We start from the raw sequence: 23,947 nt of genomic DNA on the forward strand, positions 1-23,947 counted from the left end.
CGGACCGCTGACGTAGCCGAACGAATCAGGAGACGGTTGTGACCGAGCGGATAGCCGAGACCCAGCTCCCCGAGGACTCCGACAGCGAGCGCACGAACCGGAAGAACGGTCTGCTCCGGGAAGTGAGCGACGAGCTCGTCCAGAACATGAAGCAAGGCTGGGCGGACACCGAGCGGCGCGACCTGGAGCCCCTCCCGCAGGCCGCGTACACGGCGCGCCGCCGGGCCGAGCTCTCCGCGCGCTTCCCCGGTGAGCTGCTGGTGGTCCCCGCCGGCAACCCGAAGGTCCGCTCCAACGACGCGGACTACCCCTTCCGGCCGTCCTCCGACTACGTCTACCTGACGGGGGACCAGTCGCAGGACGCCGTGCTGGTCCTGGAGCCCGGGGAGGACGGCGCGCACCAGGCGTTCGCCTACCTGCGGCCCCGCTCCGACCGTGGGAGCGGCGAGTTCTGGCAGGACTACCACGGTGAGCTCTGGGACGGCCGGCGCAACAGCCTCGCCGAGAACGAGCAACTCCTCGGCCTGCCCTGCCGGGACGTCCGCACGCTGACCGGACGGCTCGCCGAGGCCACCGGTCCGGTCCGCGTGCTGCGCGGCCACGACCCGGGCGTCGAGGCCGCCCTGGGGCAGCGGGCGACCGCCGACCGCGACGAGGAGTTCCGCGTCTTCCTCTCCGGGATGCGCCTGGTCAAGGACGAGTTCGAGATCGGCGACCTGCGCTTCGCCTGCGCGGCGACCGCCCGCGGCTTCGAGGACGTCGTGCGGATCCTCGGCCCGGACCAACCGACCTCCGAGCGCAGGATCGAGGGCACCTTCTTCCTGCGCGCGCGGACCGAGGGGAACGACGTCGGCTACTCCTCGATCTGCGCCGGCGGCGAGCACGCCACGACCCTGCACTGGGTCCGCAACGACGGCGAGGCCCGCCCCGGTGAGCTGCTGCTGCTCGACGCCGGTGTGGAGACCAACAACCTCTACACCGCCGACGTCACCCGCACCGTACCGGTCAGCGGTCGCTTCAGCCCGATCCAGCGCAAGGTGTACGAGGCGGTGCTCGCGGCGCAGGAGGCCGGCATCGCCGCGGTCAAGCCCGGTGCCGCCTTCCGGGACTTCCACGACGCCGCCCAGCGGACCCTGGCCGAGTACCTGGTCTCCTGGGGGCTGCTGGGCGACCGTACGGCGGACGAGGTCTTCGCCCTCGGCCTGCAGCGGCGCTGGACCCTGGCCGGCACCGGCCACATGATCGGTCTGGACGTCCACGACTGCGCCAAGGCCCGCACCGAGTCGTACGTCGACGGGACGCTGGCCCCCGGGATGGTGCTCACCGTCGAGCCGGGCATGTACTTCCAGTCCGACGATCTGACCGTGCCCGAGGAGTACCGCGGCATCGGCGTCCGGATCGAGGACGACATCCTGGTCACCGCCGACGGCAACGAGAACCTCTCCGCCGCCCTGCCCAGGACGGTGGAGGAGATCGAGGCCTGGATGTCCCGGCTGCGCGGCTGACGCCGCCCTCCGGCGCGGCGGCGCGGTGACGGCGGCCCGGGCCCCGGGTCCGGCCGCCGGCGCGGCGGGCACCACCGCGACGCCGCGCCGGGGCCCCTCTCCGGTGGCCTCCCGGTTGCGAGGTGCGGCCGGCTGGCCGAGCCTGGCCGCACACCCGTGCACCACCGCTGGAGGGCAGACCCGTGACCAAGATGACCGCCTACCGCGAGGGCGTCCCGTGCTGGGTCGACCTCGCCGCCCCGGACGCCGAGCGGGCGATGGCCTTCTACCAGGAGCTGTTCGGCTGGACCTACTTCGACACCGGGGAGCAGGGCGGCCACTACCGGATGGCCCTCAAGCACGACGTCCCGGTGGCGGCCATCTCCCCCGAGCCCGGGGTCGGCAAGACCCACTGGACCACCTATCTGGCGGCAGAGGACATCGACGCGGTGGCCGCGCGGATCCGGGACGCGGGCGGCGAGGTGCTGAACGGCCCGCTGGACGTGCCGCAGGCCGGGCGCTGGGCGATGGCCAAGGACCCGGCCGGCGCGATGTTCGGCCTCTGGCAGGCGGGCGGCCACATCGGCTCCGGCCTCGCCAACGAGCCGGGCGCCTTCACCTGGAACGAGAACCTGTCCACCGATCCGTACCAGGCCCGCAACTTCTACCACCAGGTCTTCGGCTACGAGTACGACGCGATCCCGGGCATGGACTACACCGTGATCAAGCTGCACGGTTCACCGGTCGGCGGGATCGGCGAGCTGCCGCCGATGATCCCGCCGGGCGGCCCGTCCTTCTGGAACACCTACTTCCACGTCAGCGACACCGACACCACGGCGGCTCAGATCACCGAGCTCGGCGGCCAGGTCCTGGTGGAACCGACCGACTCCCCCTACGGCCGGATGGCGGTGGCCCGGGACGACGGCGGTGCGTCGTTCTGCGTCATCGCGCCGCCGAGAGGCTGAGCGGACCTCCCCCCGGAGGCGGGTTCCGGAGCGGTCGACCGGCGCGGTAAACTCGCGCAGATTGGTCTAGACCTCTACATACACGCTTCCGGACGGTGGGTCAAGATGGAGATAGTGATCGTTCCCGACGCGGCGGCGGGCGGCGAGCTGATCGCCACGGCGATCGCGGAGCTGTTCACTCGCAAGCCCGACGCGCTGCTCGGCGTGGCCACCGGGTCGACACCGCTGCCGGTCTACCGGGCCCTGGAGGCCAAGGTGGAGGCGGGAACGCTCGACGTCTCGCGGGCCAGGGTCTGCCAGCTCGACGAGTACGTGGGCCTGCCCGCCGGCCACCCCCAGTCCTACCGCGAGGTACTACTGCGCGAGGTGCTGGAGCCGCTGGGCATCCCCGGCGAGCGCTTCACCGGCCCGGACGGCGCGGCCGAGGACATCGCCGCCGCCGCCCTCGCCTACGACCGCGAGCTGGCCGCCGGCGGCGGCGTCGACCTCCAGCTGCTGGGCATCGGCACCGACGGGCACATCGGTTTCAACGAACCGTGCTCCTCGCTCGCCTCGCGCACCCGGATCAAGACCCTGACCGAGCAGACCCGGGCGGACAACGCGCGCTTCTTCGACAGCCCGGACGAGGTGCCGCACCACGTGCTCACCCAGGGCATCGGCACCATCCTGGAGGCCCGCCACCTGGTGCTGCTGGCCACCGGCGCGGCCAAGGCCCATGCGGTCGTGCAGGCCGTCGAGGGCCCGCTCTGCGCCCTGGTGCCCGCCTCGGCCCTGCAACTGCACCCGCATGCCACGGTGGTGGTGGACGAGGCCGCGGCCGCCGAGCTCAGGCTGGCCGACTACTTCCGGGCCACCTACGCGGCCAAGCCCGACTGGCAGTCGCTCTGAGCCCGCGCCGGTCCCGGAGGGCGCCGGCCGCAGCCGGTGCCCTCCGGCGTCCTTCCCCGGGGTGCACTGCGAGCCGGGGGCCCTGCGAGCCGGGGGTGCACCGCGGGTCGGAGTGCCCTGCGAGCCGGGGTGCACCACGAGCCGGACGATCATCGACTTGAAGATTTCTTCATATTCAGTGGATGATGCTCGCGGAACAGGGAGGAGTGGACATGCCGGTACCGCTGTACCAGGCCAAGGCGGAGTTCTTCCGCACCCTCGGCCACCCCGCCCGGATCCGGGTCCTCGAACTGCTGCAGGACGGCCCCAGGCCGGTCCGGGAGCTGCTGGAGGAGATCGAGATCGAGCCGTCCAGCCTCTCCCAACAGCTCGCCGTGCTGCGCCGCAGCAGCCTGGTGACCGCCACCCGCGAAGGCAACACCGTGGTCTACGCGCTGTCCACGCCGGACGTCGCCGAGCTGCTGCGGGCCGCCCGGCGGATCCTCACCCAGATGATCAACGACCAGGGCAGCCTGCTGGCCCAGCTCCGGGACGCCGCACCGCGAGTCGCCCGGTGAGCGCACCGACACCGGAGGACACCGTGGCCGAGCAGTCCGCGCGCCCGTTCGTCTCCCCCACCGACGCCGCCGCGCACCAGGCCAGCCAGACCGTCCGCGACGAGCGGACCAAGCGGCGGGCGGCGCTGGTCCGCGCCGCCATCTACATCGCCGGAACGCACTTCTTCGCGTTCTTCGTGATGCTCCTGTTCTTCCTGGGCGCCCACAAGCACTGAGCGCCCCGGTGGTCGGTCAGTGGGCCACCCGGCGGTGCCTGCCGCGCCCCGGCCGCTCGGTGAGCCAGCGGGCCGTGAAGATCAGGATCGCCAGCGCGGTCAGGGCCCAGAACGCCGCCATGATCTGGACCACCTGGTCGGTGCCGATCTGGTAGGCGCACATGCCCAGGCCCATGGACACGCCGATCATGATCAGCACCCAGGTCAACCGGATGTTCCAGACCGCGTCCAGCATGTCGCGGAAAGGGTGCGGCTTGGACGCCCCCTGCGCGGACTTGCCCTGCTGCTCCATCACGGACATCGACGACCTCCTCGGCCCGCCCGGTTGGGACTCCTCCATCGTGCGCCCAGGCACGTGTGAGTGCGCGCCCGAATGGGGAGGGAGTGCACGTAGTGCCCAGTGGGGTATTGGTTGAGGTTTGAGGAGAAGGCGTGACCGAGAGTACTGCCCACGTCATCGTCGGTGGCGGCCTGGCCGGCGCCAAGGCGGCCGAGGCCCTGCGCGCGGAGGGCTACCGGGGCCCGCTGGTGCTGGTCGCCGAGGAGACCGAACGCCCTTATGAGCGGCCCCCGCTGTCGAAGGGTTACCTGCAGGGCAAGGAGGCTCGGGAGAAGATCTACGTCCACCCCGAGGAGTGGTACCGGGAGCACGACGTGGAGCTGCGGCTCGGCACAGCGGTGACGGCGATCGACCCGGCCGCGCACCGGCTGACGCTCTCCGACGGCAGCACCCTGGACTACGCCAAGCTGCTGCTCACCACCGGCGCCTCGCCGCGCCGACTGCCGGTGCCCGGCGCCGACTTGACGGGCGTGCACTACCTGCGGACGGTGCAGCAGAGCGAACGGCTGCGCGAGCTGTTCGGCAGCGCGCAGCGCCTGGTGGTGGTCGGGGCCGGCTGGATCGGCCTGGAGGCCACCGCCGCGGCCCGGGCCGCCGGCGTCGCCGTGACCGTGCTGGAGGCCCTGGAGCTGCCACTGCTGCGGGTGCTCGGCCGCGAGGTCGCCCAGGTCTTCGCCGATCTGCACCGCGCCCACGACGTGGACCTGCGCTTCGGCGTCAAGGTCGAGGCCATCGAGGGCGACGGCGGCAAGGTGACCGGGGTCCGACTGGCGGACGGCACCGTCGTCCCGGCCGACGCGGTCCTGGTCGGCATCGGCGTCGCGCCGAACACCCGGCTGGCCGAGGCGGCCGGCCTGGAGGTGTCCGACGGCATCCTCACCAGCGAGAGCCTGCGCAGCTCGAACGCCGACGTCTTCGCCGCCGGCGACGTGGCCCGGGCCCGGCACCCGCTGTTCGACAAGGAGATCCGGGTCGAGCACTGGGCCAATGCGCTCAACCAGCCGCAGACCGCCGCGAAGGCGATGCTCGGACAGGACGCGGCCTACGACCGGGTGCCGTACTTCTTCACCGACCAGTACGAGTTGGGCATGGAGTACCTGGGATACGTCGAGCCGGACGGCTACGACGAGGTGGTCTTCCGCGGTGACGTGAAGTCCCTGGAGTTCATCGCCTTCTGGCTGAAGGACAACCGGGTGCTGGCCGGGATGAACGTCAACGTCTGGGACGTCACCGACCCGATCCGCGAACTCATCGTCTCCAAGCGGGTGGTGGACCCGGCCCGCCTCGCGGACCCCCACGTGCCGCTCGGCGAGGTCTGACCGCGGTGAGTGGGCCCCGGCCGGCGGATGCCGCCGACCGGGGCCCGCACGGGCCGGTCCCCGCACGGGCACGGACCCCGCACGGGCACGGACCCCGCGCCAGCCGGGCCGCGCCCTGCGCCGAGCCCTCGCCGCCGCCTCGCCCCGAGCCGGCTGGTGACCGCCACCGGGGCATGGGTACGCTGAAGTCGGATCCAGCGCCCTCCGGCGATGCCGACAGGCGGCTCCGGAGGGGTGCGGACCGGCGAGGTTCGAGCATGGGCACACCGACCGGCATGGACGAGACCGTCGTCAGCGCCTCGGGGCTCCGTATGCGCTACGGCACCTTCGAGGCGGTGCGCGGGATCGACCTGTGCGTCCGCCGGGGCGAGGTGCTCGCCTTCCTCGGCCCGAACGGCGCCGGGAAGACCACCACCGTCGAGGTCCTGGAAGGCTACCGGCACCGCACCGGCGGCGAGGTCATGGTGCTGGGCGAGGATCCGGCACGCGCCGGACCGTCCTGGCGCGCCCGGATCGGTGTGGTGCTGCAGGAATCCCGGCCCGAGCGCGACCTGACCGTCGCCGAGTGCCTGCGGCTGTACGCGGGCTACTACCCGTCCCCGCGCGGCGTCGCGCAGACCCTGGCGCTGGTCGGACTCGACGGCCAGGCCGATGCCATCGCCGGCCGGCTCTCCGGCGGCCAGCGCCGCCGGCTGGATGTCGCGCTCTCCCTGGTCGGCGATCCCGAGCTGCTCTTCCTGGACGAGCCCACCACCGGTTTCGACCCGTCGGCCCGCCGCGCGGCCTGGGACATGATCGCGGGGCTGCGCTCCCTGGGCGTGACGGTCTTCCTGACCACCCACTTCATGGACGAGGCGGAGCACCTCGCCGACCGGGTGATGGTGATCGCCGACGGCCGGATCGTCGCCGAGGGCGCCCCGGGCACCATCGGCGGGCGGCAGCGCGCGGCGGCCGAGATCCGGTTCACCCTTCCGTCGGACACTCCGGTGGACCGGCTGCCCGACCCCGTTCGGGCCGCGCTGGTCGACGGCGACGGCGGGCGCCTGCTGCTGCGGGCCGAGCAGCCGCTGACCTTGCTCGGGCCGCTGGCCCGGTGGGCCGAGGCCGCGGGCCACACCCTGCCCGACCTCGAAGTCCGCCGCCCCAGCCTCGAAGACGTCTACCTGGCGCTCACCTCGCCCGACTCCGGATCCCCCGACTCCGACCCCTCCGACTCCGGATCCTCCGACTCCGAACCCTCCGACTCCGGATCCCCCGACTCCGGATCCGAGGTGCCGTGATGGCGACGGCGACGCACAGCTCCCCGGGCGAGGTCGCACGGCTCGCGCTGCACCAGTTCCCGTACGACCTGCGGGCGTTCCTGCGCAATCCGCAGTCGCGGTTCTTCACGCTGGCCCTCCCGGTGCTCTTCCTGGTGATCTTCGCCTCGGTGTTCGGCCACAACAACACGGTCAAGGTGTCCGGCGGCACGATCGACACGTCCGTCTACTACGTCCCCGGCATCATCGCCCTGGGGATCATCGGCGCCTCCTTCGTGAACCTGGTGATCTCGGTGACCGCCCAGCGCGAATCCGGTGTCCTCAAGCGGCGCCGGGCGACACCGGTGCCGGCCGCCGCCGTCATCGCGGGCCGCACCCTCACCGCGATCGTGGTGACCATCGCCATCACCGCCGTGCTGCTGGTGATCGGCTGGGCCGCCTACGGGGCGCACGTCCCGGCCCGCACCGCCCCCGCGCTGGCCGTGAGCGTGATCGTCGGGGCGATCTCGTTCTGCTGCCTCGGCTACGCGCTGACCTCCGTGATCCGCAACGAGGACGCCGCCCAACCCGTCACCCAGGCGGTGATGCTGCCGCTCTACTTCATCTCCGGAGTGTTCATCGCCAGCTCGGTCCTGCCCCACTGGCTGTCCGACGTCGGCAACGTCTTTCCGGTCCGCCACCTCGTCGCGGCGCTGCTCACCGCCTACAACCCGCACACCAGGGGCGCGGGCTTCGCCGGCAAGGACCTGCTGATCGTGGCCGCCTGGGGCCTCGCGGGGCTGGTGATCGCCCTGCGCCGATTCAGCTGGCTGCCGCACGACTCCTGAGGCGCACGGCGGCCGCCGCAGTGGCTGATCAACTGGGCCCGCCGGACACGTGCCACCAAGCGGCCGTTCCGCCGCCCGGAGTGCGCGACGTCCGTCGACGTCTGGCAGCCCCGGCACATCCGGTGCTCCGCCGGCTCGCGCGGCGCACGGCTGCTCCCCTCCCTGCCGCGACCGACGCTCCAGAGGGGAACCGATGCCGCGTGCCGCGCGTCCGAGCGACATGACAGCCTTCCGTGCGCTCCTCTTCGGTCTGGGAATCGTCCTCCTCCTGGGCGCGGTGGTGGCCGCGCTCGTCCACGTACCCGAGCCCATCCTGGGTGCACACTGCGACGTGAGGATGGTGGGCGGGCCCGTCTGCCCGGACACGAGGGACGTCCGCCACGTCAAGATCGCGATCGGCATGGCCGTGGTCGCGGTCGGGCTGCTCGGCGGCAGCCTGCTCGGACGGCGTCGTTCCTGACGCCGCTTGCTCATTGGCGTGCGATCAGGCCGCCTTGAGGTGCGGCTGGCACCAACCTCCTTGCCGAGAACTCCGAGCGGGCGCACCCCCCGTTCCTCGGCGAGGACGTCGCGAGGCACGGGCCGCGTCCGCCGTCGCGGGAGCGGTTCCCTCGGTGACGGCCAGACCGGCGGGGTCACGTCGGCGACGCCGATGTGGAGGCGGTCACCGGACAGCCGCCGAGCGATGGCGGCGGTCTCACCGCTGCTCGCACCCGCGCTGGTCATCGTGCTCGCCGCCCGGGCGCACGGCTTCCCGGGGTGGCGCAGCCGATCAGCCGTCAGTCCGGCTCGCGTTCAGCCACTCGGCGTCGTTCCACATCACCGGCACCGCACCGACCGGTTCCAGGGCCAGCTGCGGGTCGTCGCTCTGCACCAGGCAGAGCAGGTGACAGCCGGAGACGGCGTGTACCCGGGCCTGGCCGGCGATGACGTCGAGCAGGACGTGCGCGCCTCCCGGGTCGATCCGGGCGTAGTGGTCGAAGCCGGTGAGCACCAGGGCCAGCGGCGCCGCGGTGTCGTCGAAGACGTCGCGCAGGCAGTCGTTCAGGGCGTCGAAGTTGTGGCCGTAGTACTCGGGGAAGTGCAGCGCGGCGGCCAAGTCGCGGTGCAGGTCGTGCTGGTCCGCCCAGCCGGTGGTGTCGACCTGCGCCACCCGGCAGCCCTGGGCGCGCAGTCGGGCGGTGGTCCGGTCCAGCAGCGGGCGGCGCCAGTAGAGGGTGACGGAGGTGTTCCGGCTCAACTGACCGACCAGGTCGACCTCGTCGGCCGACTGCTCCCGGTCGTAGCGCTGGACCAGACCGAAGAAGGCGCCCAGCGGGTCGGCGTCGCGCTCCAGCAGCGCCACCCAGTCGACGGCTCCGGCGTCGCGGTAGCCGTCCTGCCGGCCGAGCCACCGGGCGAAGGCACCGTCCGGACCGAACTCCGGTGTGGCGACCGCCGCGTACGGGGTGAGCCCGGCCTGGTAGCCCGTGAGCAGGCCGGCCAGGCGCCGCAGCGACCCGTCCGGCAGCCACCACTCGGGCTCGTGGCGCACTCGGGCCAGGAAGTGGTGAACCTCGCGCTTCGCCGTCATGCCGCCAGCCTAGAACGCCGCCCGGGTCACGGGAGACGGCAGAGCTTCCGCTTGCCGGCCCGCCGCCAGGCCGCCTGGGCTGCTGCCAGTCCGGCCTGGGCGAGGGGGCGCTGGGCGGCGTACAGCAGGCCGTAGGCGAAGGAGTTGGCCCCGGCGGCATGGGCCTCGGTGGCGAGGGTGGGGAGGAGGCGCTCGGCGACCATGGCGTCCTGGTAGGCGCCCAGCGTCTCCTGGACGTCGGCCATCCGGCGGGCCAGCGGCTTGGCACCGGCCAACTCGGCGGTGTAGCGGGCGCGTTTGGCGGCCTTGCGAGCGGCGTGCAGGGCCTCGTCACGTGCCGGCCCCTCGGTCAGCGAGAGGGCGTGCCGCAGCCGGCGGCCGGTGCGGCGCTGTTCCCGGCGGAGCAGGTGCGTCAGTTCGGCACGGCCGCGCCCGGCGCGGCGGCGCAGCGGCGGGTCGGCGGCCAGTTGCTCCACGGCGGCGATCAGCGTGAAGTACCGTTCGCTGTCGAGGACTTCGCGGACATCGCGGTAGGCCGCCGCGTACCGCTGCCGGAACCGCTCGGCCAGACCGGCGGCGGGATCGTCCAATGCCGCTTCGGCCGGCAGTCGTTCGGCCATCGCGACCAGCCGCTGCCCGGTCGTCTCGGCGTCCCGAGCCTTTCCCAGCACTTGCCCCAGCCAGCGGAGTTCCACGGCGACGGGCGCGGTTCCGGCCTGCCGCAGCAGACTCCGGCAGGACGTCAGGCTGCTGCGCAGCCGCCGGATGCAGACCCGCATCTGGTGCACCGAGTCGGCTTCGTCCCGGCGCACCGCGCCGTCGAGGGCGAGCAGTCGGGCGCACTGGCGGCGCAGATAGGCGGTGAGGGCGGCGCCGGCGCTGCCCGGTTCGGGTTCACTGGTGGTGGCGGGGTGGACCAGCACGGCCTCCGGCGCCGTGGCGGGCACCTCGGTCAGACCGTCGGCGCGCAGCCGGCCGTCCAGGGCGGCGAGCAGCCGGGGACTGTCGCGGAGCAGGCGGACCTCGGTGCGGGTCCAGCCGGCAAGCCGGCCCGGTCCCGGGGAGCTGCCGAGCGGCTGGGCCACCACCTCGGTGCGGTCCAGCTCGGCGAGGGTGCGGCCGTGCTGGTCGCGCAGCAGCGAACGGGCCCGGTGGCTGCTGATCCGCAGCACGGGGTGGAGCGGGCGGCCGCCGGTGTAGGAGCGGATCCGGTCGTGCAGCTCGGCGGGGACGGTGGCACCGGTGCCGCTGAACTCGGTGCCGTCCGGCAGGGTCAGCTGCCATGCGGCGCCGGCGGCGCCCTGGCGGCGTTCCAGCGCGCCGCCGTGGGCCAGCAGGCGCAGGTCGGTGGTGTCCCAGCAGAGGCGCACCGAATCGGTGGTGCCGGCGGGGACCACCTCGGCCACGCGTGGCAGTCCGCGCGGGCGCACCGGCTCGCTGGGGAGCCCCTGGTACGTCCGCAGCTGGGTGGCGGTGACACTGCCCATGCTCCCAAGCTTGGCGCGTCGTCGCCGCCCGTGCACGCCGCCCGCTCGTCGGCGGCGACCCCACGCCTGCCGCTCACTGCTCTGACCTGGCATGATGCGCAGGCACCCGTCCGGCTGGCGGGCGCTGACGGACGGCCTTGGCACGGGGGGACTTGGATGAGCGCGCCACAGCAGCACCGGAAACACCTCGGCAAGCCGCCCCCGCGCAACCTCCCACTCGCGGCCCTGGTGCTGCTGCTGATACTCCTGCTGGGCGGGGGCGCGGCGGCGGGCGGCTGGTGGGGCGGCACGAACGTGGTCTACGCGGCGCGACTGGCCGGCACGCCCGGCCGGTACCTGGTGGACCACTGCGAGCCGCACGGCACCGGGCGCCAGCGGCACGTCGTCTGCCACGGCGTCTTCCAGACGGACGACGGCCGCCGACTCTCCGCGGGCTCGATCAGCACCGGTGAGCACTGGGCCGGGGACCGGCTGCCGATGCAGTACCACGGCGGCTCGCTCAACCAGGTCGGGGTGGCGCCGGTCGCGGGCTGGACGATCCTGCTCGCCTTCGCGGTCGCGGCGCTCAGCGGTGCGTTGCAGCTGCTGACGGTCGGCGTCGAGTTCGCGGCGCCGGTGGCCGGTCGGCGGCTGCGGCGGGCGGCCTGGGCGGTTCGGGCCCGCGGGATCATCGCCAGTGGGGGCTCCGGGGCGCTCGGGGTGGCACTGGTGGCGGGAGCGGTGTTCCTGGTGGCCTCCCTAGCCACGAAGTGGTCGTGACGGCACGGGAGAACCGCCATGTGGGCGGCTCTCCCGTGCTGCTGTGGGTTTCTGACGTGTCATCAGGCAGGTGAGTGTGCGCGCGGAGGCGGTGGGCGTCCAGGCGGTCGTCAGCAGGGCGGGGACCTGGAGGCGGGCGTCAGCCGAGGGCGACGGCCTGAAGCCGGGCGTCAGCCGAGGGCGGCAGCTTGAAGGCGAGCGTCAGCCGAGGGCCAGGGCCTGGAGGCGGTCGGTCGCGCCGTTGAAGTAGTCCTGGTCGCCCGGAAAGGTGCCGCTGTCGGCGTACTGCCAGAACGTCTGGTAGCTCCAGCCGTTGGGCAGGGTGCCCGGCGAGGTGTTGTAACGGGCGATCCAGAGCGGGCTGGTGGCGCCGAAACCGCCGTAGTTGCCGGTGCAGGTGGTCCACCAGCTGGTGGTGGTGTAGATCGTCGGGTAGCGGCCGGTCAGGCTGTGCACGGTGTTGGAGAAGCTGGTGATCCAGCTGACCATGCCGCTCTGGCTCAGGCCGTAGCAGGTGGCGCCGTAGGGGTTGTACTCGATGTCCAGGGCCGGCGGCAGGGTCTTGCCGTCGGCGGACCAGCCGCCGCCGTGGCTGACGAAGTAACTGGCCTGCGTGGCACCGCTGGAGGCGTTCGGCAGCGCGAAGTGGTAAGCGCCGCGGATCATGCCCGCGTTGTAGGAGCCGTTGTACTGCTGGGCGAAGTCCGGGTTGGTGTAGCCGGTGCCCTCGGTCGCCTTGACGTAGGCGAAGCGTGCGCCGTTGGCCCAGGCGGTGGACCAGGCGACGCTGCCCTGGTAGCTGGAGACGTCCATGCCGGAGGTCTGGGTGACCATCGGCTGGACGCCGTTGCCGCGGCCCTCGTGGGCGGCCACGGTGGACCCGGCCCAGTCGCGCTCCGGGTGACTCGGGACGAACTCGTGCCCGCCGCCTGCGGCTTGGGCGGGCACCGCGGCGGCGGCCGCGAGCAGCAGGGCGGAGAGGGCGGCGGCGCCGACGGCACCGAGGCGGGGAAGTCTGGTGGTGCGCGCGGTGCGGAACATGATTCGCTCCTTGTGGCCTGGCAGGGATGAGTACCACATGTGCGAGAACGGGAGGATGCACCCCGCAGTCGGTCCTACCAATGGTTGGCATGACTGCGCCCAGCGAGCGTAGCGGCGAACGCCCATAAGCCGCTAGAGAGTTGAGCCGTCGTTGCGGGAAGAACGCCCACCAGGACCCGCGTAGACCCGGTTCCGCCACCGTCCGTTCACCCACCGAGTGACGCGCGTTGAGCCGTCGGCCCGGGGAAGCCTGCCACCCCCCGGGCGAGCCGACGCTCAGTCGCGCTTGAAGAACTCCACCTCGGCCAGGGCGATATGACGGCCGGCACCGGTGCCGGCGGCGTCGCGGACGACCAGGGTGACGCCCACGGCATTGCTGACCCCGGTCACCACGGTCTGCGGGCCCGGCTTGTCGTTCAGGGTCACCTGCTGGTCGTGGACCTTGCCGTCCTTCGACGTGACCTGGAGGTCCAGGGCGATGGGACGCGCCTCCTTCTGGAACTCCTGCGGGTCGGTGGAGCTACCGGTGTGGATGATGAGGTCCACCAGGCGGAACGGGGAGGTGAAGGTGAAGGTGATCGAATCCCCGGTCTTCGGCGCTCCCCAGTAGGTGTTGGTGAGTCCGTCGTCGGCGAGGGACGGCGGGTGGTCCGCGACCGAGGCGCTCGCGGACACGGCCGTGGGGGTGATCGCCGAGGGTTTGCGCACCTTGTCCAGGGTGTCCTGGAACACCGACTTGCCGAGGGGGTAGAGCAGGATCCCCGCGACCACCAGCGCCACCACCAGGAGCAGGATGACGATCCGGCGCAGGGCTTGGCCGGAGCCACCGATCCGCACCCGGCGCCGGAACGGCCAACGGGTCCGCCACCAGGGCAGGGCCACCGCGGGCGCGGCAGGGGTCAGGGGGGCCGCGCACCGGCGGCAGAACTTGCGGTCGGGGCGGTTGGGCGTGCCGCACCGGGGGCACGGCGGGCCGATCTGCCCGTCGTCGTCGAGGGCGGACGGGCGGACGACGGGGCGGGGGGCGATGGGCTTGGCCGGCTGCACGGCGACCGGGTCGGACCGGCGCTGGGCGGACTCGGGCGGGCGGGGCGGCTCGGGACGGCGTGCGGCGGGTGCCGGCTGCCCCTGCGGCGCCCGGGGGCCCGGCGACTCGGCGGTGGGCGCGGGGGACGTGGGGGACGCGGGGGACGTGGGGGACGTGGGGGACGCAGGGGACGCGGGGGACGCGGCAGGCGTGACGGGAGCCGCGGACTGCTGGTGTGCGGCAGCCTGCTCCGGGATCGCAGGCCGCGCCGGGGCAGCGGGCTGCTCCGGCGCGGGTGCGGTGGGCTGGGGTTCCGGGGAACTCGCGGGCCTGGAGGTACTCGCGGGCTCCGCGGCGCCGGCCGACTTGAGACGGCTCACCACTCCCCGGATGCTGGGCGGCCTGAGGGAACTCCCGAGCTCCCGGACGCTGGGCGGCTCGAGACGGCTCACGACCTCCGGAACACTGGGCGGCTCGACGGGACTCCGCAGTTCCGAGACGCCGGGCGGCCGGAGGGAGCTCCCGAGCTCCGAGGGGCTGGGCGGCCGGAGGGCGGCCGCCGACTTGAAGGCCCGCGCCAGCTTCGAGCCGCGCGGCTGCTCGGCAGCTGCCGAGCCGGTCTCGGACCCCGGTGCGGCAGCAGGCGCGGCAGGCGCAGGCGCAGTCGCCGGAGCCGACGGCACGGCAGGTGCGGAGGGCGCGGCAGGCGCCTCGGAGCCAGACGCGCTGGAACCAGGCGCAGGCGGCGCGGCAGACGCGCTGGAGCCAGGCGCAGGCGCAGGCGGCGCGGCAGACGCGCTGGAGGCAGGCGCAGGCGCAGGCGGCGGCGCGGCAGGTGCCGCGGGCTCGGCCGGTGTGCTGGTCTCCACCGCCGGCTCCGGGCCGGCCGGTGACTGCGACCAGCCCAGGTAGGCACCGCAGTTGCCGCAGAAGTCGTCGCCCTCCTCGTTGGCCGCTCCGCACTCGGGGCAGGTGCGCATCCGTCAACTCTCCTCTCTGCCAGTGGACTCGGGCGGCGCTTGCAGGATCTGGACCCGGCAGCCGAGATGGACGGGGCAGCACGTCCTGACCACCGCCAGCACCTGCTCCTCATCGACCTCGGCGCTGCGCTCCGGCCAGACGCGCACCAGCAACTCCCGTGCGGGTGCGGGCGGCAGGGTCGGCTCCGGCGAAGTGGACCAGGCCGCCCCGCCGCCGTCCACGATCTCCGCGCCGACACCGAGCACCAGCCGCAGCCGCTCCTGGAGTCCCCGCCGGGTGCCGCGCCACCGGTGCAGCGCCACCGCGCGCAGCACCACCGCGCGGCGCACCTCCTCCGGCCAGGCCGGGTCGGTCTCCACCGCCACCCAGTCCGCCAGCCAGGCGAGGAAGTCCGTTGGTGCCAGGTGCGGTTGGAAGTAGGCCTGGAGGTTGTCCAGGGTGGCGAAGACCGGGGCGAGGACGGTGTCCAGGCCGGCGGTGAACCGCTGGGCGAAGTCGTCGTCGGCGTAGAGCGCTGGCAGCAACTCGCCGATCGGGTGCCGGCTCGGCAGGCCCGGTATCGCGGCACGCGTCACGGGGCACCGTCCGCGGTGACCACGACCTGGTGCTGGTGCGAGAAGACCAGGGCGTCCGGTTCGACGTCGACCCGCTCGGCCGGTGCGCCGCGGCGCCCGGTGATCGGGTCCGCCGGGAACAGCCGCAGCTCCTCCACCACCGCGACGCCGGGCACCCGTTGGAGCACCCCGAACATCTCCCCGTACTGCACCGCCCGGCCGAACGGCCACCCGGTGCCGTCGGCCCCACCGCGCAGCGGATTGAGGTACCGGAACAGCGCCGCCAGCGCCTCCTCCCGCACCCGCTCGGCGTCCGCGGACCGGGTGGTGAGCCGCGCGACCACCGTCACCCCTTGGTAGTTGGGGGGTTGGACGAGCAGCCGGGTACCGATCAGCCGCCGCTCGTCGAGGGCCTGCGCGATCGCGGCCAGCATCTGCTCGGCGGGGATCAGCTGCTCGAACCGCAGGCGGTCGCCCTCGTCCGCGACCGCGTCGGGCACGACCAGCACCCGCACCGCGCCGGCCTCCTCGGCGACGGCCGGTACGCACCGGATCCGCGCTGCGGCGGGGGCGGCCTGCTGGGCGATCAGCTCGAAGTCCCCCGCCGTGACGGCGCGTTCCTGAAGCCGCAGCAGATGCGGGGCCCGCAGCTTGGCGTTCTCCACCGTCTCGCCGTCGACCCCGCCGCGGGCCGCCTCGCGGTTGTCGACCCGGGCGACGTACGGCACCGAACTGCGCAGCACCGAGATCGTGCTCCGGGCGACATTGCCGGCCGTCCCGCCGCCCGTTCGGTAGCGCGGCACCCTCAGCCGGGCCCCCTTGGGCGGCACCGCTCCGAACGCGCGCAGGCTGCCGTCGGGTTCGCGGACGGCGGGCGGGAACAGGAACTCACCGGTGGTCGCGTCGATCACCACATGGCGGTCGGTCGGTGCCGACTCGCCGAAGTGCTCGACGGCCGTCCAGCGTTCCCAGCCCTCGCCCGCCGACACCTCCACCACCGGCGGCTCGCCGTCGAGCAGGACGGGCGGCCTGGCAAGGCGGAAGCGTTGGCCGGCGACGCCCTCCGAGGTGCCCAGCGGTGCGTCGGTCACGGTGTGAGCGTGGGCGACCGTCGCGGTGCCGCCGACCGTGAACACCTCGGCGCGGCGGATCGTCGGCGACTCCGAGTAGAACGGCTGGCCCGGCTTGGGCTCGGTGGTCCGGCAGCGCAACCACCCGGCCCGGCGCCCGGCGATCACCGATGCGACGTGCCCGGCGGGCACGAACACCACCACCTCGCCCGGCCGGTTGAGACCGCCGGTGGTGTCGACCCCGGTCTCGCAGGCGGTCCACCGCGCGCCGTCCCACACCTCCCAGGCCAGCGGCGGCTGGCGCGGATCGACGCCGACACCCTCGACCCGGCTGTCCAGCCGGACGATCAGGATGCACCGCGGCACCACGGCCGGCAGGGCGAACAGCATGGCGTCCCCGACCTCGGGACGCGCCTGGAAGCACGGCACGTCCAGACCGTCGGCCAGCCGCGCCGTGCGGTCGTTCTGCTCCCCCGAGACGGAGACCGTGACCAGCCGCTCCAGGGAGCTGGGGACGATGGCGAGGTCGTCGACCGTGGAGAACACCACCGCCTCCTCGGTCTCGGTCCGCACCGTGGAGACCTCGGTGCCGGCGCGCAGCTGCACCGTCTCGGGCTGCGGTGCCGAAAGCCAGAAGTCGACCTCGGCGGTGGCCGCCGCCGGCGGGAAGAGCCGGATGCCCAGCAGGTCGAGGAAGGCGGAGTAGTTCTTCTCCGGCACCCGGTTCAGCCGGTACAGCAGTTGGTCCACCAGGTAGGCGAACGTTTCGATGAGGGTGACGCCCGGGTCGGACACGTTGTGGTCGGTCCACTCGGGTGCGCGCTGCTGCACGTAGCGCTTCGCCTCGTCGACGAGTTGCTGGAACCGCCGGTCGTCGAGGTTCGGGGAGGGCAGTGCCATCAGCTGTCTCCCTCCTGCGGGCCCGCGCCGTCCGGGCCCTCGGGGATCGTGTAGAACGGGAACACCAGGTTGCGGCGGTCGTTGGTGGACCGCACGGTGTAGTGGACGTCGATGTAGAGGGTGCCCTCGTCGATGGTGTCGAAGGCGATCACGACGTCGTCGACGTCGATCCGGGGTTCCCAGCGCTCCAGCGCGGTGCGCACTTCGCGGGCGATCCGGCCGGCCGTGGTGCCGTCGCCCGGTGCGAACACGTACTCGTGGATGCCGCAGCCGAATTCGGGCCGCATCGGGCGCTCACCCGGTGCCGTGCCGAGGATCAACCGGATGGCCTCCGCGATCTCACGGTCCCGGTCCACCATGCCGATGCCGCCGGTGGCGTTCACCCGCAGCGGGAAGGCCCAACCCCGGCCGATGAAGGCGCCGTTCACAGTGCACCTCCGATCAGCACGTTGAACGCGCCCTCCACGATCTTGGCTCCGCAGGCCGTGTCGTCCCCCATCTTCGCGGCCGGCAGCCCACCGATCAGCACCATTCCCCCGGTCACCGACCCGAGACCGGGCATGATGACGTTGGCGGGCCCGAGTTCCACATGCGGAACGCACGCGTGCAGGCTGCCGGTCACGGCGGCCGGCCGACCGCCGATCAGTACGGTATCCACCCCGATCGCTCCTGGTGGTGGGGTGGTGATGACACCGGCGTGGTCGGTGGCGTCGCCCATCCGGGCTGCGGGGGGCATTCTCGCTCTCCTTCACTGACCTGATGCTTCGTCAGGTCGCTTCGTCCGTCGACTTCGTCGGTCGGCTTCGTCCGTCGGCGTCGTCGGTTGGCTTCGTCAGTTGATGCGCACGATGTCGGCCTTGAGCACGGCCTCCACGCCGCCGTTCACGGTGACCGCGGTCTGGCCGGTGACGGTCACCGAGCCACCGGTCACCTTCACCTCTCCGGCGCCCGCGTCGAGCGTGATGCCGGAGGACGAGAGCGTCACCGAACTCCCGCCGCCCAGGCCGCCGGAGACGGTCAGCCTGATCTCGCCGCGCTGCTCGTCCAACCGCACCTCCAGCTTCTTGTCGCCACTGGCCAGCCGGACCCCGGACTGGCCGCCCGGCACGTCCAGCAGTTCCAGCCGGTTACCCGAACGGGACACCAGGGAGCGCCGGTTGACCTTGCCGGAGCCCGCGTCGATGAGCGGCACCTCGTGCTGCGAGGGCTTGTCGACGCCGTTGTAGAGCCCGCCCAGCACATAGGGGCTGTCGAGGCTGCCCTGCTCGAAGCCCACCAGCACCTCGTCGTTGACCTCGGGGCTGAACACCCCGCCACCACCCTGCCCGCCCCACTGCACCGTACGCACCCAGTCGGACACGTACGTGTCGTCCAGCCAGGGGAACTTGAGCTTCACCCAACCGCGCTGCCCGTCATCCGGTTCCCGGACGTCGGTGACCACGGCGATCGCCAGTCCCGGCATCCGGGCGCCGCGCTGCGGTGCGTTGGCCCCGAGGACCAGCCCGGCGAGTGAGCGGTCCGGCGCCGCGCTGACCACCACGGTGGTCCGGTAGCCCTGGTAGGGCTCCAGCACGTGGTGCACGGCGGTCGCGGTGTAGCGGCCGGAGAAGGCAGGACCGACGTTGCCCAGGGCGACCGGGGTCCCGGCCCGGAGCTGCGGGTTGCCCTCGACGACCACCTCCAACTCGCCGAATCCGGCCGCGACCGAGGCGGCGACCGACTCGGCCGTGCTGGTGGTCTCCGCCTGCGTCCGGTACGGGGTGTCGGTGACGGTCAGCTTCGCGGAGCCGGTGGCCCCGGTGGTGGGACTCAGACCGGGCTGTACGGTCCGGCTGGTCACCGACGGCTCGGTGGCGACCAGGGCGCTCTTGGTGGTGACGTTCCAGCCGCGCACCTCGACCGAGTTCGCGCCGCCCGCGCCGGTCAGCACCCCGCGCAGCGCCATCAGGTTGCGGCCGTACTCCAGCACCATCGGACTCTGCGGCGCCGGGGTGGACGGCGCCGGTGCCGAGGAGGCCGGCTCGGGCTTGACGAACTCCAGCAGCCCGGTCTCGTCGACGCGCAGCAGCGCACCGCTCTCCTGCGCCAGGTACTGGAGGAACTCCCAGTCCGAGACGTTCGCCTGGGAGAGTTGCTGGTGGACGACGGAGAACGAGTCCACCCGGCCGAGGCTCAACCCGGCCCCTGCGGCGACCTCTTGCACGATGTCCGTGGTCGTCATGTTGCGGTAGGCCTTCACCCGGCGCCCGCGCATCAGGCGGTGGGTGAGTGCGGCGGCCCGCACCACGGTGTAGGAGCCCGTGCCGTCCACGTCCAGCTCGAGTGCGGTCACCTCGCCGGTGAACAGCTTCACCTGGGTGTTCCCCTGGACGGTGGCCACGGAGACCTGGAGCTGAGCCCCGATGGTGATCCCGGTGTCGCTGAGGAAGGTGTGGTTCGCGTCGCGGTACGACAGCACGACGGTGTCGGGCAGGCCGACACTCTGGTCGATCTCGCAGGACACCAACTGCTTCACCCAGGCCGCCGGCAGCGGACCCGGTGCCGAGACGATCGGATCCGCGGCGAACGAGCGGCCACTGCGCGCTTCCGGCGTCGTCATGAGCGCACCGCCTCCGACGACTCGTCGATCCCCGGCACGATCAGTTCCATACCGGGCGTCAGCACCATCGGATCGTCGATGTCATTGGCCGCGGCGATGATGCGCCAGGCCGTCGCGTCGCCGTACTCTCGCCAGGCGAGCATCGGCAGGGTGTCTCCCGTGATCACCCGGTGGATGCTGCGGGCCTCCACCGAACTGGAGGTCGGGTTCTGGCCCGCCGGATCGACGCTGGCCTCCTCGATGGTGAGCGAACAGGTGGCCCGCAGCGGGTGGCCGTCGACGTCGAAGAGCGTGTAGTTGACGGAGAGCGCGGCCATCACCCCGTTGAACGACGTGGTCCGCGAGGTACCCCAGTCCAGCCGGACCCACGGGCTCGACGGCTTCTTGCGGTCCAGGCTGCCGGGAGTGGGTACGCAGCCCTTCATCAGCTTCTCCACGGCCTGCTCCACCGAGTCGTCGTGGGTGGCCGTCGCGTCGAGGAACACCTCCAGCGAGAGCGAACGCGGTCCGGCACCGACGAATTCGGGCAGCGCGGACTCGCCCGCCATCCGGGACGGCGTGCGGCGCCACTCGGTGGACTTGCTCAGGCTGAGGGTGGCCGGGTTGAACTGGAGCTGCAGCGTGGCCAACGCCCCACCGGGCTGGCCACCGACCGTCGACGGGGGCTCCATGATGGTCAGTTGGGCCCGGGTGACGCTCGCGGGGACCGCTGAGGACATCCTGTCGCTCCTCCGATCGGGTTGCGGTGGACGGGTGGGGTGGGACCGAGCGGGCGGGGCTCGGGTCAGGACGGGCGCAGGCCCACGTGGGCTATCTCCAGGGTCTCCACACCGGGTTGGGAACTGCTCGGGTCGAAAGTCGGCCCCTCCCAGCGGACCGGGACGATGCCGAGTACCTGCCAGCTGACGATGGGCGTCCCGTCCGGCTGCAGCGCCACGATCTCGCCGTCCTTGGGTTGCACCCGCCGGATGATCTCGTCCAACCACCGTGCGATCTTGGTGGTGTCCTTGGTGACCGCACGGGTCAGGGTGATGTTCGACCAGGTGATGCGGCCCGGCAGTTGGTAGGCGAAACCGTTGTTGCCGCCCTCCTGGTACTGCTCGATCTCGACCTGGGCGCCGAGCCCCGAGCACGTCGCGAACTCCCCCAGGTCGTTGCCACCGATGGTGAGCCTGAAGAAGATGCTCGTGGCGAAGATGTTGTCGGTCATCCCTGTTCCGCGCTTCCGTTGCGTGCCCTGCCCGTTGACGAGCGGGGCGGTGTGGTGTCAGGCGTGGTCAGCGACCACTGTCGTAGGGCCGTCCGGCGCGCTCCCTCCCCCTGCGCAACTCGGCGCGCAGCAGCCGGCCGACGGGTTCGACCAGGCGCCGGGCCAGCTCGTCGACATCGGGGACGCTGGGTGCGGGGTTCGCCGGGGGTGCGGCGGCGGGGGCGCGTGAGACGGTGATCGATGCCGGAACGGCGGGCGAGGGCGTGCTGCCGGCGCTGCGTTGCACGGGTGCGGTGGCGGACCGCGGGACGGTGGGCGTGCGGGCCGGGACAGCGGTCAACGGCACGCCGACCAGACCGGCTTGCTGGGCCACGCGTTGCATGGCCTGGGCCGTGGCGGACGACGGTTGCGGCCGCGGTGACGTGGGCGGGAGTGGCCGGGTCGGTGAACCCGTGAGGGTGGCGGGAGTCCACGGGGCACTGGTAGACGGCTGGGTGACGGGTGGCGGCGTGGGGCGGGCCCCAACCGGCAGGCGCTGGAGGCGCGTCGGGGATTCCGGACTGGACGGTGGGGCGAGGCGCACCAGGGGGACGACGGGGGCAGGCGCGAAGCTGCGCGGGCCGGGGGCGCCGGGATGACCGGGCTGGCGGGGTTGGCCGACCGGCGGGGTGGGCCGGCCGGGGAGTCGGGTACCGGGCGCGGAGCGCTGGACGGCCGGGTCGGCCGGGTCGGCCGGGTCGGCCGCCACGCCGCCCGGGGTCGCCGGTCGAGCCTGCGGTGACACCGACCGCACGGGTCCCCCTGCCGAGCGCTGGACGGCCGGGTCGGCCGGGTCGGCCGGGTCGGCCGCCACGCCGCCCGGGGTCGCCGGTCGAGCCTGCGGCGGCACCGACCGCACGGGTCCCCCTGCCGAGCGCTGGACGGCCGGCTGGGTCACGCCGCCGCCGCGGTGCGCCGGTCGGGCGGCGGGTGTGGTGGGCAGGCTGCCGGATCGGGCGTTGACGTCGGCTGCGGAACCGCCGGTGGTCGTCGAGCCGCCGGTGATCAAGCGCTGCACGGCACGCCCGAACAGCCCCGGTGGCGCGGTCGCCCCGGCCGGGTGCGGGTTGCCGGACGCCGGGCGCCGCACGTTCGGGTACCCCGCACCACCACCGGGAGTCGCCGATGACACCGCGCCACCGCCGCCGGTGGGCGCCGACGGCTGCGGGCCCCCGCTCACGCCACGAAAGGGCGACGGGACCGCGCCCGTCGGGCGCACGGACGGCGCAGAGTACGAGGTGCCGCCACGGCGTTCCGACTGATGGAATGAGGGGCGCAGGGCGGCGGAGGCGGGACCGCGCGGACTCCGCTGCACCGTCGACTCCTCGGCTGCCGAAGCCTCGGCCGTCGTCGCCTGGCGCTGCGGCCAGGCCGCCCTGACCACCGGCACGGCCGGCTCCGCCGCCTCGCTGACGGCCGGCGCGGGGCCGATCGCCGACCTGGCGAGCGTGAACGCCGGACGGCGCGCGCCGAGCAGCGCCCGGGTGCGCTGGATGGGCTCGACCGCGCGCTGCACGGCGCCGCCGACTCGCTGCCCGGAGCCGCTCAGCCGCACGGTGGGCATCGCACCCAAGACGCCGATCGACGGGCGCGACGGCGCGACGGGCTTGACGTCGGCTGAGAGCGCACCACCCTGGGAGCGGGCAGCCCCCTGCACGGCATGCGGCGGATCGGCTCGATCCGTGTCAGCACCTGTCGGCGCACTGATGCCGCCTCGTCCGCGGCGGACCGGACCACCGCCGCCGCCGGCGCGCTGAACGACTGCCGCGTCCGGCGTCGAGGCGGCTCCGCCGGCCCCGCCGGGCCCGCCCTCGCTGCGCAGCACCAGCTCGGCCGACGCGGCCGACCGCACCGGTGTGGGTGCCCAGGTCGATCCGCTGTCACCCGTGCCCCTGCTCGCCCCAGCATTCGTGATCCGCCGAGCGATCCCGCCCCCGCCGAGCAGCGGGGCCGTGCCACCCGGCACCGCGGCGCTCGGCGGCAGCGCACTGAGGGGGGCTCCCAGTCCGCCACGCGTCCGCGAGCCGGTGGAGTCAGTCCCCGACGCCGACCCGGCACCGCCTGACCCGGGCGCACGCTGCACCTGCGCGGCGCTCCCGGGCACGGGTCCGGACTGCGTCGACCCGGCAGAGCCACCGGCCTGGCTTTCACCGTCCGCTCCAGGCACCGCACCGGCCGACGGCGCACCGGCGGAACCCGCACCACGCTCGCCGGGTGCGCGCTGCACACGAGCCGAGCCGCCGGCCATGGAACCGGACCGGGCCGGCCCAGCCGAGCCGCTCCCGCGACCACTGCCGCCTCCGGCCGCCGCACCACCCGACGCGGAGCCGGACGGGCTCGACCCGCCCGGGCCCGTGGCACGTCCACCGTTCTCCACACCGGTCGACGACGCCCCGGAAGCACGCGGTGCCGGCGCCCGCCGTACCGAGCTGATGCCGGCACCTCCGGACGCACCGCCGGACGGCACCGTCCCTGCCGACTCCCCATGAGACGAACCGCCACCGTCGCGCGTCGCACGCTGCACCGGCGCCGCATCGCGGGTGTCCCGCTCCGGCCGGCCCGCTCGCGAGGCAGGCCCCTGCCCCTGCCCCTGCCCCTCGGCGCTACCCGCTCCACCGGCCGCCGCCTGGGCGGGCCCAGACACGATCGGCATCGGCGAGGCCACCGGACTCGCCCCGCCGGTTACGGTCCCCACAACCGGCGCGGCGCTCGCGGGCAGCGCGGCCAGCGGCGCGCCGAGCACCGGTCGGCCCGGCGCGGCAGCACGCTGCACCATCGGCGCGGCGCGCCGATCCGGCGCGGGCCCCTCAGCCGCGACATGCTGCACTGCGGGGGCGGACGCGGACGGCCCGG

23 protein-coding genes and 1 pseudogene are annotated in these 23,947 nt (G+C 73.4%); 10 read left to right on the top strand and 14 right to left on the bottom strand.

Annotated features, from left to right (window positions below):
- The first annotated feature begins 38 nt into the window (after window positions 1-38).
- The 5 genes from LN042_RS32055 (at window position 39) to LN042_RS37875 (ending at window position 4,109) form a co-directional block, all read left to right on the top strand.
- Window positions 39-1,505: an aminopeptidase P family protein gene (locus LN042_RS32055; protein WP_230054951.1), complete on the top strand. Its 1,467-nt coding sequence runs from the start codon at window positions 39-41 to the stop codon at window positions 1,503-1,505.
- Between the two features lie 191 nt (window positions 1,506-1,696).
- Window positions 1,697-2,449: a VOC family protein gene (locus LN042_RS32060; protein WP_230054973.1), complete on the top strand. Its 753-nt coding sequence runs from the start codon at window positions 1,697-1,699 to the stop codon at window positions 2,447-2,449.
- A 105-nt stretch (window positions 2,450-2,554) separates the two neighbouring features.
- The gene (locus LN042_RS32065; protein ID WP_230054952.1) at window positions 2,555-3,337 is read left to right on the top strand and encodes a glucosamine-6-phosphate deaminase; all 783 of its coding nucleotides are present in this window, start codon (window positions 2,555-2,557) and stop codon (window positions 3,335-3,337) included.
- A gap of 212 nt (window positions 3,338-3,549) precedes the next feature.
- Entirely contained in the window at window positions 3,550-3,894 is a 345-nt protein-coding gene (locus tag LN042_RS32070; protein ID WP_230054953.1) for an ArsR/SmtB family transcription factor, read from the top strand.
- On the top strand, window positions 3,891-4,109 hold the full coding sequence (locus tag LN042_RS37875) for a DUF6126 family protein (protein ID WP_230054954.1): 219 nt from the start codon (window positions 3,891-3,893) through the stop codon (window positions 4,107-4,109). The genes LN042_RS32070 and LN042_RS37875 overlap by 4 nt, the downstream gene beginning before the upstream one ends.
- Before the next feature lie 16 nt (window positions 4,110-4,125).
- Here the strand turns inward: LN042_RS37875 and LN042_RS32080 are convergent, their stop codons facing one another.
- Window positions 4,126-4,410, bottom strand: a complete 285-nt coding sequence (locus tag LN042_RS32080) for a hypothetical protein (protein ID WP_230054955.1) — start codon at window positions 4,408-4,410, stop codon at window positions 4,126-4,128.
- Window positions 4,411-4,541: 131 nt separating this feature from the next.
- Here LN042_RS32080 and LN042_RS32085 point away from each other — a divergent pair, with 131 nt between their 5' ends.
- From LN042_RS32085 to LN042_RS32100, 4 genes are all read left to right on the top strand, one after another.
- Window positions 4,542-5,768 carry an NAD(P)/FAD-dependent oxidoreductase gene (locus LN042_RS32085; RefSeq protein WP_230054956.1) on the top strand — a complete coding sequence of 409 codons (1,227 nt, stop codon included), beginning with the start codon at window positions 4,542-4,544 and terminating at the stop codon, window positions 5,766-5,768.
- A 257-nt stretch (window positions 5,769-6,025) separates the two neighbouring features.
- Window positions 6,026-7,048, top strand: coding sequence for an ABC transporter ATP-binding protein (locus LN042_RS32090; RefSeq protein ID WP_230054957.1), 1,023 nt, complete (start codon window positions 6,026-6,028; stop codon window positions 7,046-7,048).
- On the top strand, window positions 7,048-7,854 hold the full coding sequence (locus LN042_RS32095) for an ABC transporter permease (protein WP_230054958.1): 807 nt from the start codon (window positions 7,048-7,050) through the stop codon (window positions 7,852-7,854). Before LN042_RS32090 ends, LN042_RS32095 begins: the two co-directional genes overlap by 1 nt.
- A 220-nt stretch (window positions 7,855-8,074) precedes the next feature.
- Complete coding sequence (locus LN042_RS32100; RefSeq protein ID WP_230054959.1) at window positions 8,075-8,314, top strand: hypothetical protein; 240 nt, start codon at window positions 8,075-8,077, stop codon at window positions 8,312-8,314.
- Window positions 8,315-8,626: 312 nt separating this feature from the next.
- Here LN042_RS32100 and LN042_RS32105 read toward each other — a convergent pair whose 3' ends face one another.
- Together LN042_RS32105 and LN042_RS32110 are read right to left on the bottom strand one after the other, a co-directional pair.
- A complete protein-coding gene (locus LN042_RS32105) occupies window positions 8,627-9,427 on the bottom strand; it encodes a barstar family protein (RefSeq protein WP_230054960.1) in 801 nt (266 codons plus the stop codon).
- A 26-nt stretch (window positions 9,428-9,453) separates the two neighbouring features.
- Complete coding sequence (locus tag LN042_RS32110) at window positions 9,454-10,914, bottom strand: CYTH and CHAD domain-containing protein (protein ID WP_230054961.1); 1,461 nt, start codon at window positions 10,912-10,914, stop codon at window positions 9,454-9,456.
- A gap of 156 nt (window positions 10,915-11,070) precedes the next feature.
- On the opposite strand from LN042_RS32110, the gene LN042_RS32115 reads away from it, so the two are divergent.
- Complete coding sequence (locus LN042_RS32115; protein WP_230054962.1) at window positions 11,071-11,673, top strand: hypothetical protein; 603 nt, start codon at window positions 11,071-11,073, stop codon at window positions 11,671-11,673.
- Between the two features lie 201 nt (window positions 11,674-11,874).
- Here LN042_RS32115 and LN042_RS32120 read toward each other — a convergent pair whose 3' ends face one another.
- The 11 genes and pseudogenes from LN042_RS32120 to LN042_RS32170 all read right to left on the bottom strand — a co-directional run bounded on the left by LN042_RS32120 (window position 11,875) and on the right by LN042_RS32170 (window position 21,437).
- Window positions 11,875-12,714: a lysozyme gene (locus tag LN042_RS32120; RefSeq protein WP_230054963.1), complete on the bottom strand. Its 840-nt coding sequence runs from the start codon at window positions 12,712-12,714 to the stop codon at window positions 11,875-11,877.
- Between the two features lie 276 nt (window positions 12,715-12,990).
- Window positions 12,991-13,761, bottom strand: a complete 771-nt coding sequence (locus LN042_RS32125; RefSeq protein WP_230054964.1) for a zinc ribbon domain-containing protein — start codon at window positions 13,759-13,761, stop codon at window positions 12,991-12,993.
- A gap of 891 nt (window positions 13,762-14,652) precedes the next feature.
- Window positions 14,653-14,721 (bottom strand): annotated as a pseudogene (locus LN042_RS38155) (zinc ribbon domain-containing protein); the annotation flags it as partial.
- Between the two features lie 3 nt (window positions 14,722-14,724).
- On the bottom strand, window positions 14,725-15,297 hold the full coding sequence (locus tag LN042_RS32135; protein ID WP_230054965.1) for a phage tail protein: 573 nt from the start codon (window positions 15,295-15,297) through the stop codon (window positions 14,725-14,727).
- Entirely contained in the window at window positions 15,294-17,246 is a 1,953-nt protein-coding gene (locus LN042_RS32140) for a putative baseplate assembly protein (protein WP_230054966.1), read from the bottom strand. The genes LN042_RS32135 and LN042_RS32140 overlap by 4 nt, the downstream gene beginning before the upstream one ends.
- The gene (locus LN042_RS32145; RefSeq protein ID WP_101378839.1) at window positions 17,246-17,674 is read right to left on the bottom strand and encodes a GPW/gp25 family protein; all 429 of its coding nucleotides are present in this window, start codon (window positions 17,672-17,674) and stop codon (window positions 17,246-17,248) included. Before LN042_RS32145 ends, LN042_RS32140 begins: the two co-directional genes overlap by 1 nt.
- Window positions 17,671-17,982 (bottom strand): PAAR domain-containing protein, encoded by a 312-nt coding sequence (locus LN042_RS32150; RefSeq protein WP_230054967.1) that lies wholly within the window; start codon window positions 17,980-17,982, stop codon window positions 17,671-17,673. Before LN042_RS32150 ends, LN042_RS32145 begins: the two co-directional genes overlap by 4 nt.
- Window positions 17,983-18,078: 96 nt before the next feature.
- Complete coding sequence (locus LN042_RS32155; RefSeq protein ID WP_230054968.1) at window positions 18,079-19,845, bottom strand: VgrG-related protein; 1,767 nt, start codon at window positions 19,843-19,845, stop codon at window positions 18,079-18,081.
- Window positions 19,842-20,564 (bottom strand): CIS tube protein, encoded by a 723-nt coding sequence (locus LN042_RS32160; RefSeq protein ID WP_230054969.1) that lies wholly within the window; start codon window positions 20,562-20,564, stop codon window positions 19,842-19,844. The genes LN042_RS32155 and LN042_RS32160 overlap by 4 nt, the downstream gene beginning before the upstream one ends.
- Before the next feature lie 65 nt (window positions 20,565-20,629).
- Window positions 20,630-21,055, bottom strand: a complete 426-nt coding sequence (locus LN042_RS32165; RefSeq protein ID WP_230054970.1) for a phage tail protein — start codon at window positions 21,053-21,055, stop codon at window positions 20,630-20,632.
- A 67-nt stretch (window positions 21,056-21,122) separates the two neighbouring features.
- Entirely contained in the window at window positions 21,123-21,437 is a 315-nt protein-coding gene (locus LN042_RS32170) for a hypothetical protein (RefSeq protein WP_230054971.1), read from the bottom strand.
- Window positions 21,438-23,947: the final 2,510 nt, after the last annotated feature.

The sequence above is a fragment of the Kitasatospora humi genome, assembly GCF_020907985.1.
In the GTDB taxonomy this organism is placed as follows: domain Bacteria; phylum Actinomycetota; class Actinomycetes; order Streptomycetales; family Streptomycetaceae; genus Kitasatospora; species Kitasatospora humi.

Excerpts from the sequence above, each read along its gene's own strand:
- LN042_RS32155 (WP_230054968.1), bottom strand. The coding sequence starts at position 19,845 with ATGACGACGCCGGAAGCGCGCAGTGGCCGCTCGTTCGCCGCGGATCCG.
- LN042_RS32115 (WP_230054962.1), top strand. The coding sequence starts at position 11,071 with ATGAGCGCGCCACAGCAGCACCGGAAACACCTCGGCAAGCCGCCCCCG.
- LN042_RS32160 (WP_230054969.1), bottom strand. The coding sequence starts at position 20,564 with ATGTCCTCAGCGGTCCCCGCGAGCGTCACCCGGGCCCAACTGACCATC.
- LN042_RS32140 (WP_230054966.1), bottom strand. The coding sequence starts at position 17,246 with ATGGCACTGCCCTCCCCGAACCTCGACGACCGGCGGTTCCAGCAACTC.
- LN042_RS32120 (WP_230054963.1), bottom strand. The coding sequence starts at position 12,714 with ATGTTCCGCACCGCGCGCACCACCAGACTTCCCCGCCTCGGTGCCGTC.
- LN042_RS32165 (WP_230054970.1), bottom strand. The coding sequence starts at position 21,055 with ATGACCGACAACATCTTCGCCACGAGCATCTTCTTCAGGCTCACCATC.
- LN042_RS32110 (WP_230054961.1), bottom strand. The coding sequence starts at position 10,914 with ATGGGCAGTGTCACCGCCACCCAGCTGCGGACGTACCAGGGGCTCCCC.
- LN042_RS32095 (WP_230054958.1), top strand. The coding sequence starts at position 7,048 with ATGGCGACGGCGACGCACAGCTCCCCGGGCGAGGTCGCACGGCTCGCG.
- LN042_RS32100 (WP_230054959.1), top strand. The coding sequence starts at position 8,075 with ATGACAGCCTTCCGTGCGCTCCTCTTCGGTCTGGGAATCGTCCTCCTC.
- LN042_RS32060 (WP_230054973.1), top strand. The coding sequence starts at position 1,697 with ATGACCGCCTACCGCGAGGGCGTCCCGTGCTGGGTCGACCTCGCCGCC.
- LN042_RS32090 (WP_230054957.1), top strand. The coding sequence starts at position 6,026 with ATGGGCACACCGACCGGCATGGACGAGACCGTCGTCAGCGCCTCGGGG.
- LN042_RS32105 (WP_230054960.1), bottom strand. The coding sequence starts at position 9,427 with ATGACGGCGAAGCGCGAGGTTCACCACTTCCTGGCCCGAGTGCGCCAC.
- LN042_RS32080 (WP_230054955.1), bottom strand. The coding sequence starts at position 4,410 with ATGTCCGTGATGGAGCAGCAGGGCAAGTCCGCGCAGGGGGCGTCCAAG.
- LN042_RS32170 (WP_230054971.1), bottom strand. The coding sequence starts at position 21,437 with ATGCAACGCGTGGCCCAGCAAGCCGGTCTGGTCGGCGTGCCGTTGACC.
- LN042_RS32070 (WP_230054953.1), top strand. The coding sequence starts at position 3,550 with ATGCCGGTACCGCTGTACCAGGCCAAGGCGGAGTTCTTCCGCACCCTC.
- LN042_RS32150 (WP_230054967.1), bottom strand. The coding sequence starts at position 17,982 with ATGCCCCCCGCAGCCCGGATGGGCGACGCCACCGACCACGCCGGTGTC.
- LN042_RS32065 (WP_230054952.1), top strand. The coding sequence starts at position 2,555 with ATGGAGATAGTGATCGTTCCCGACGCGGCGGCGGGCGGCGAGCTGATC.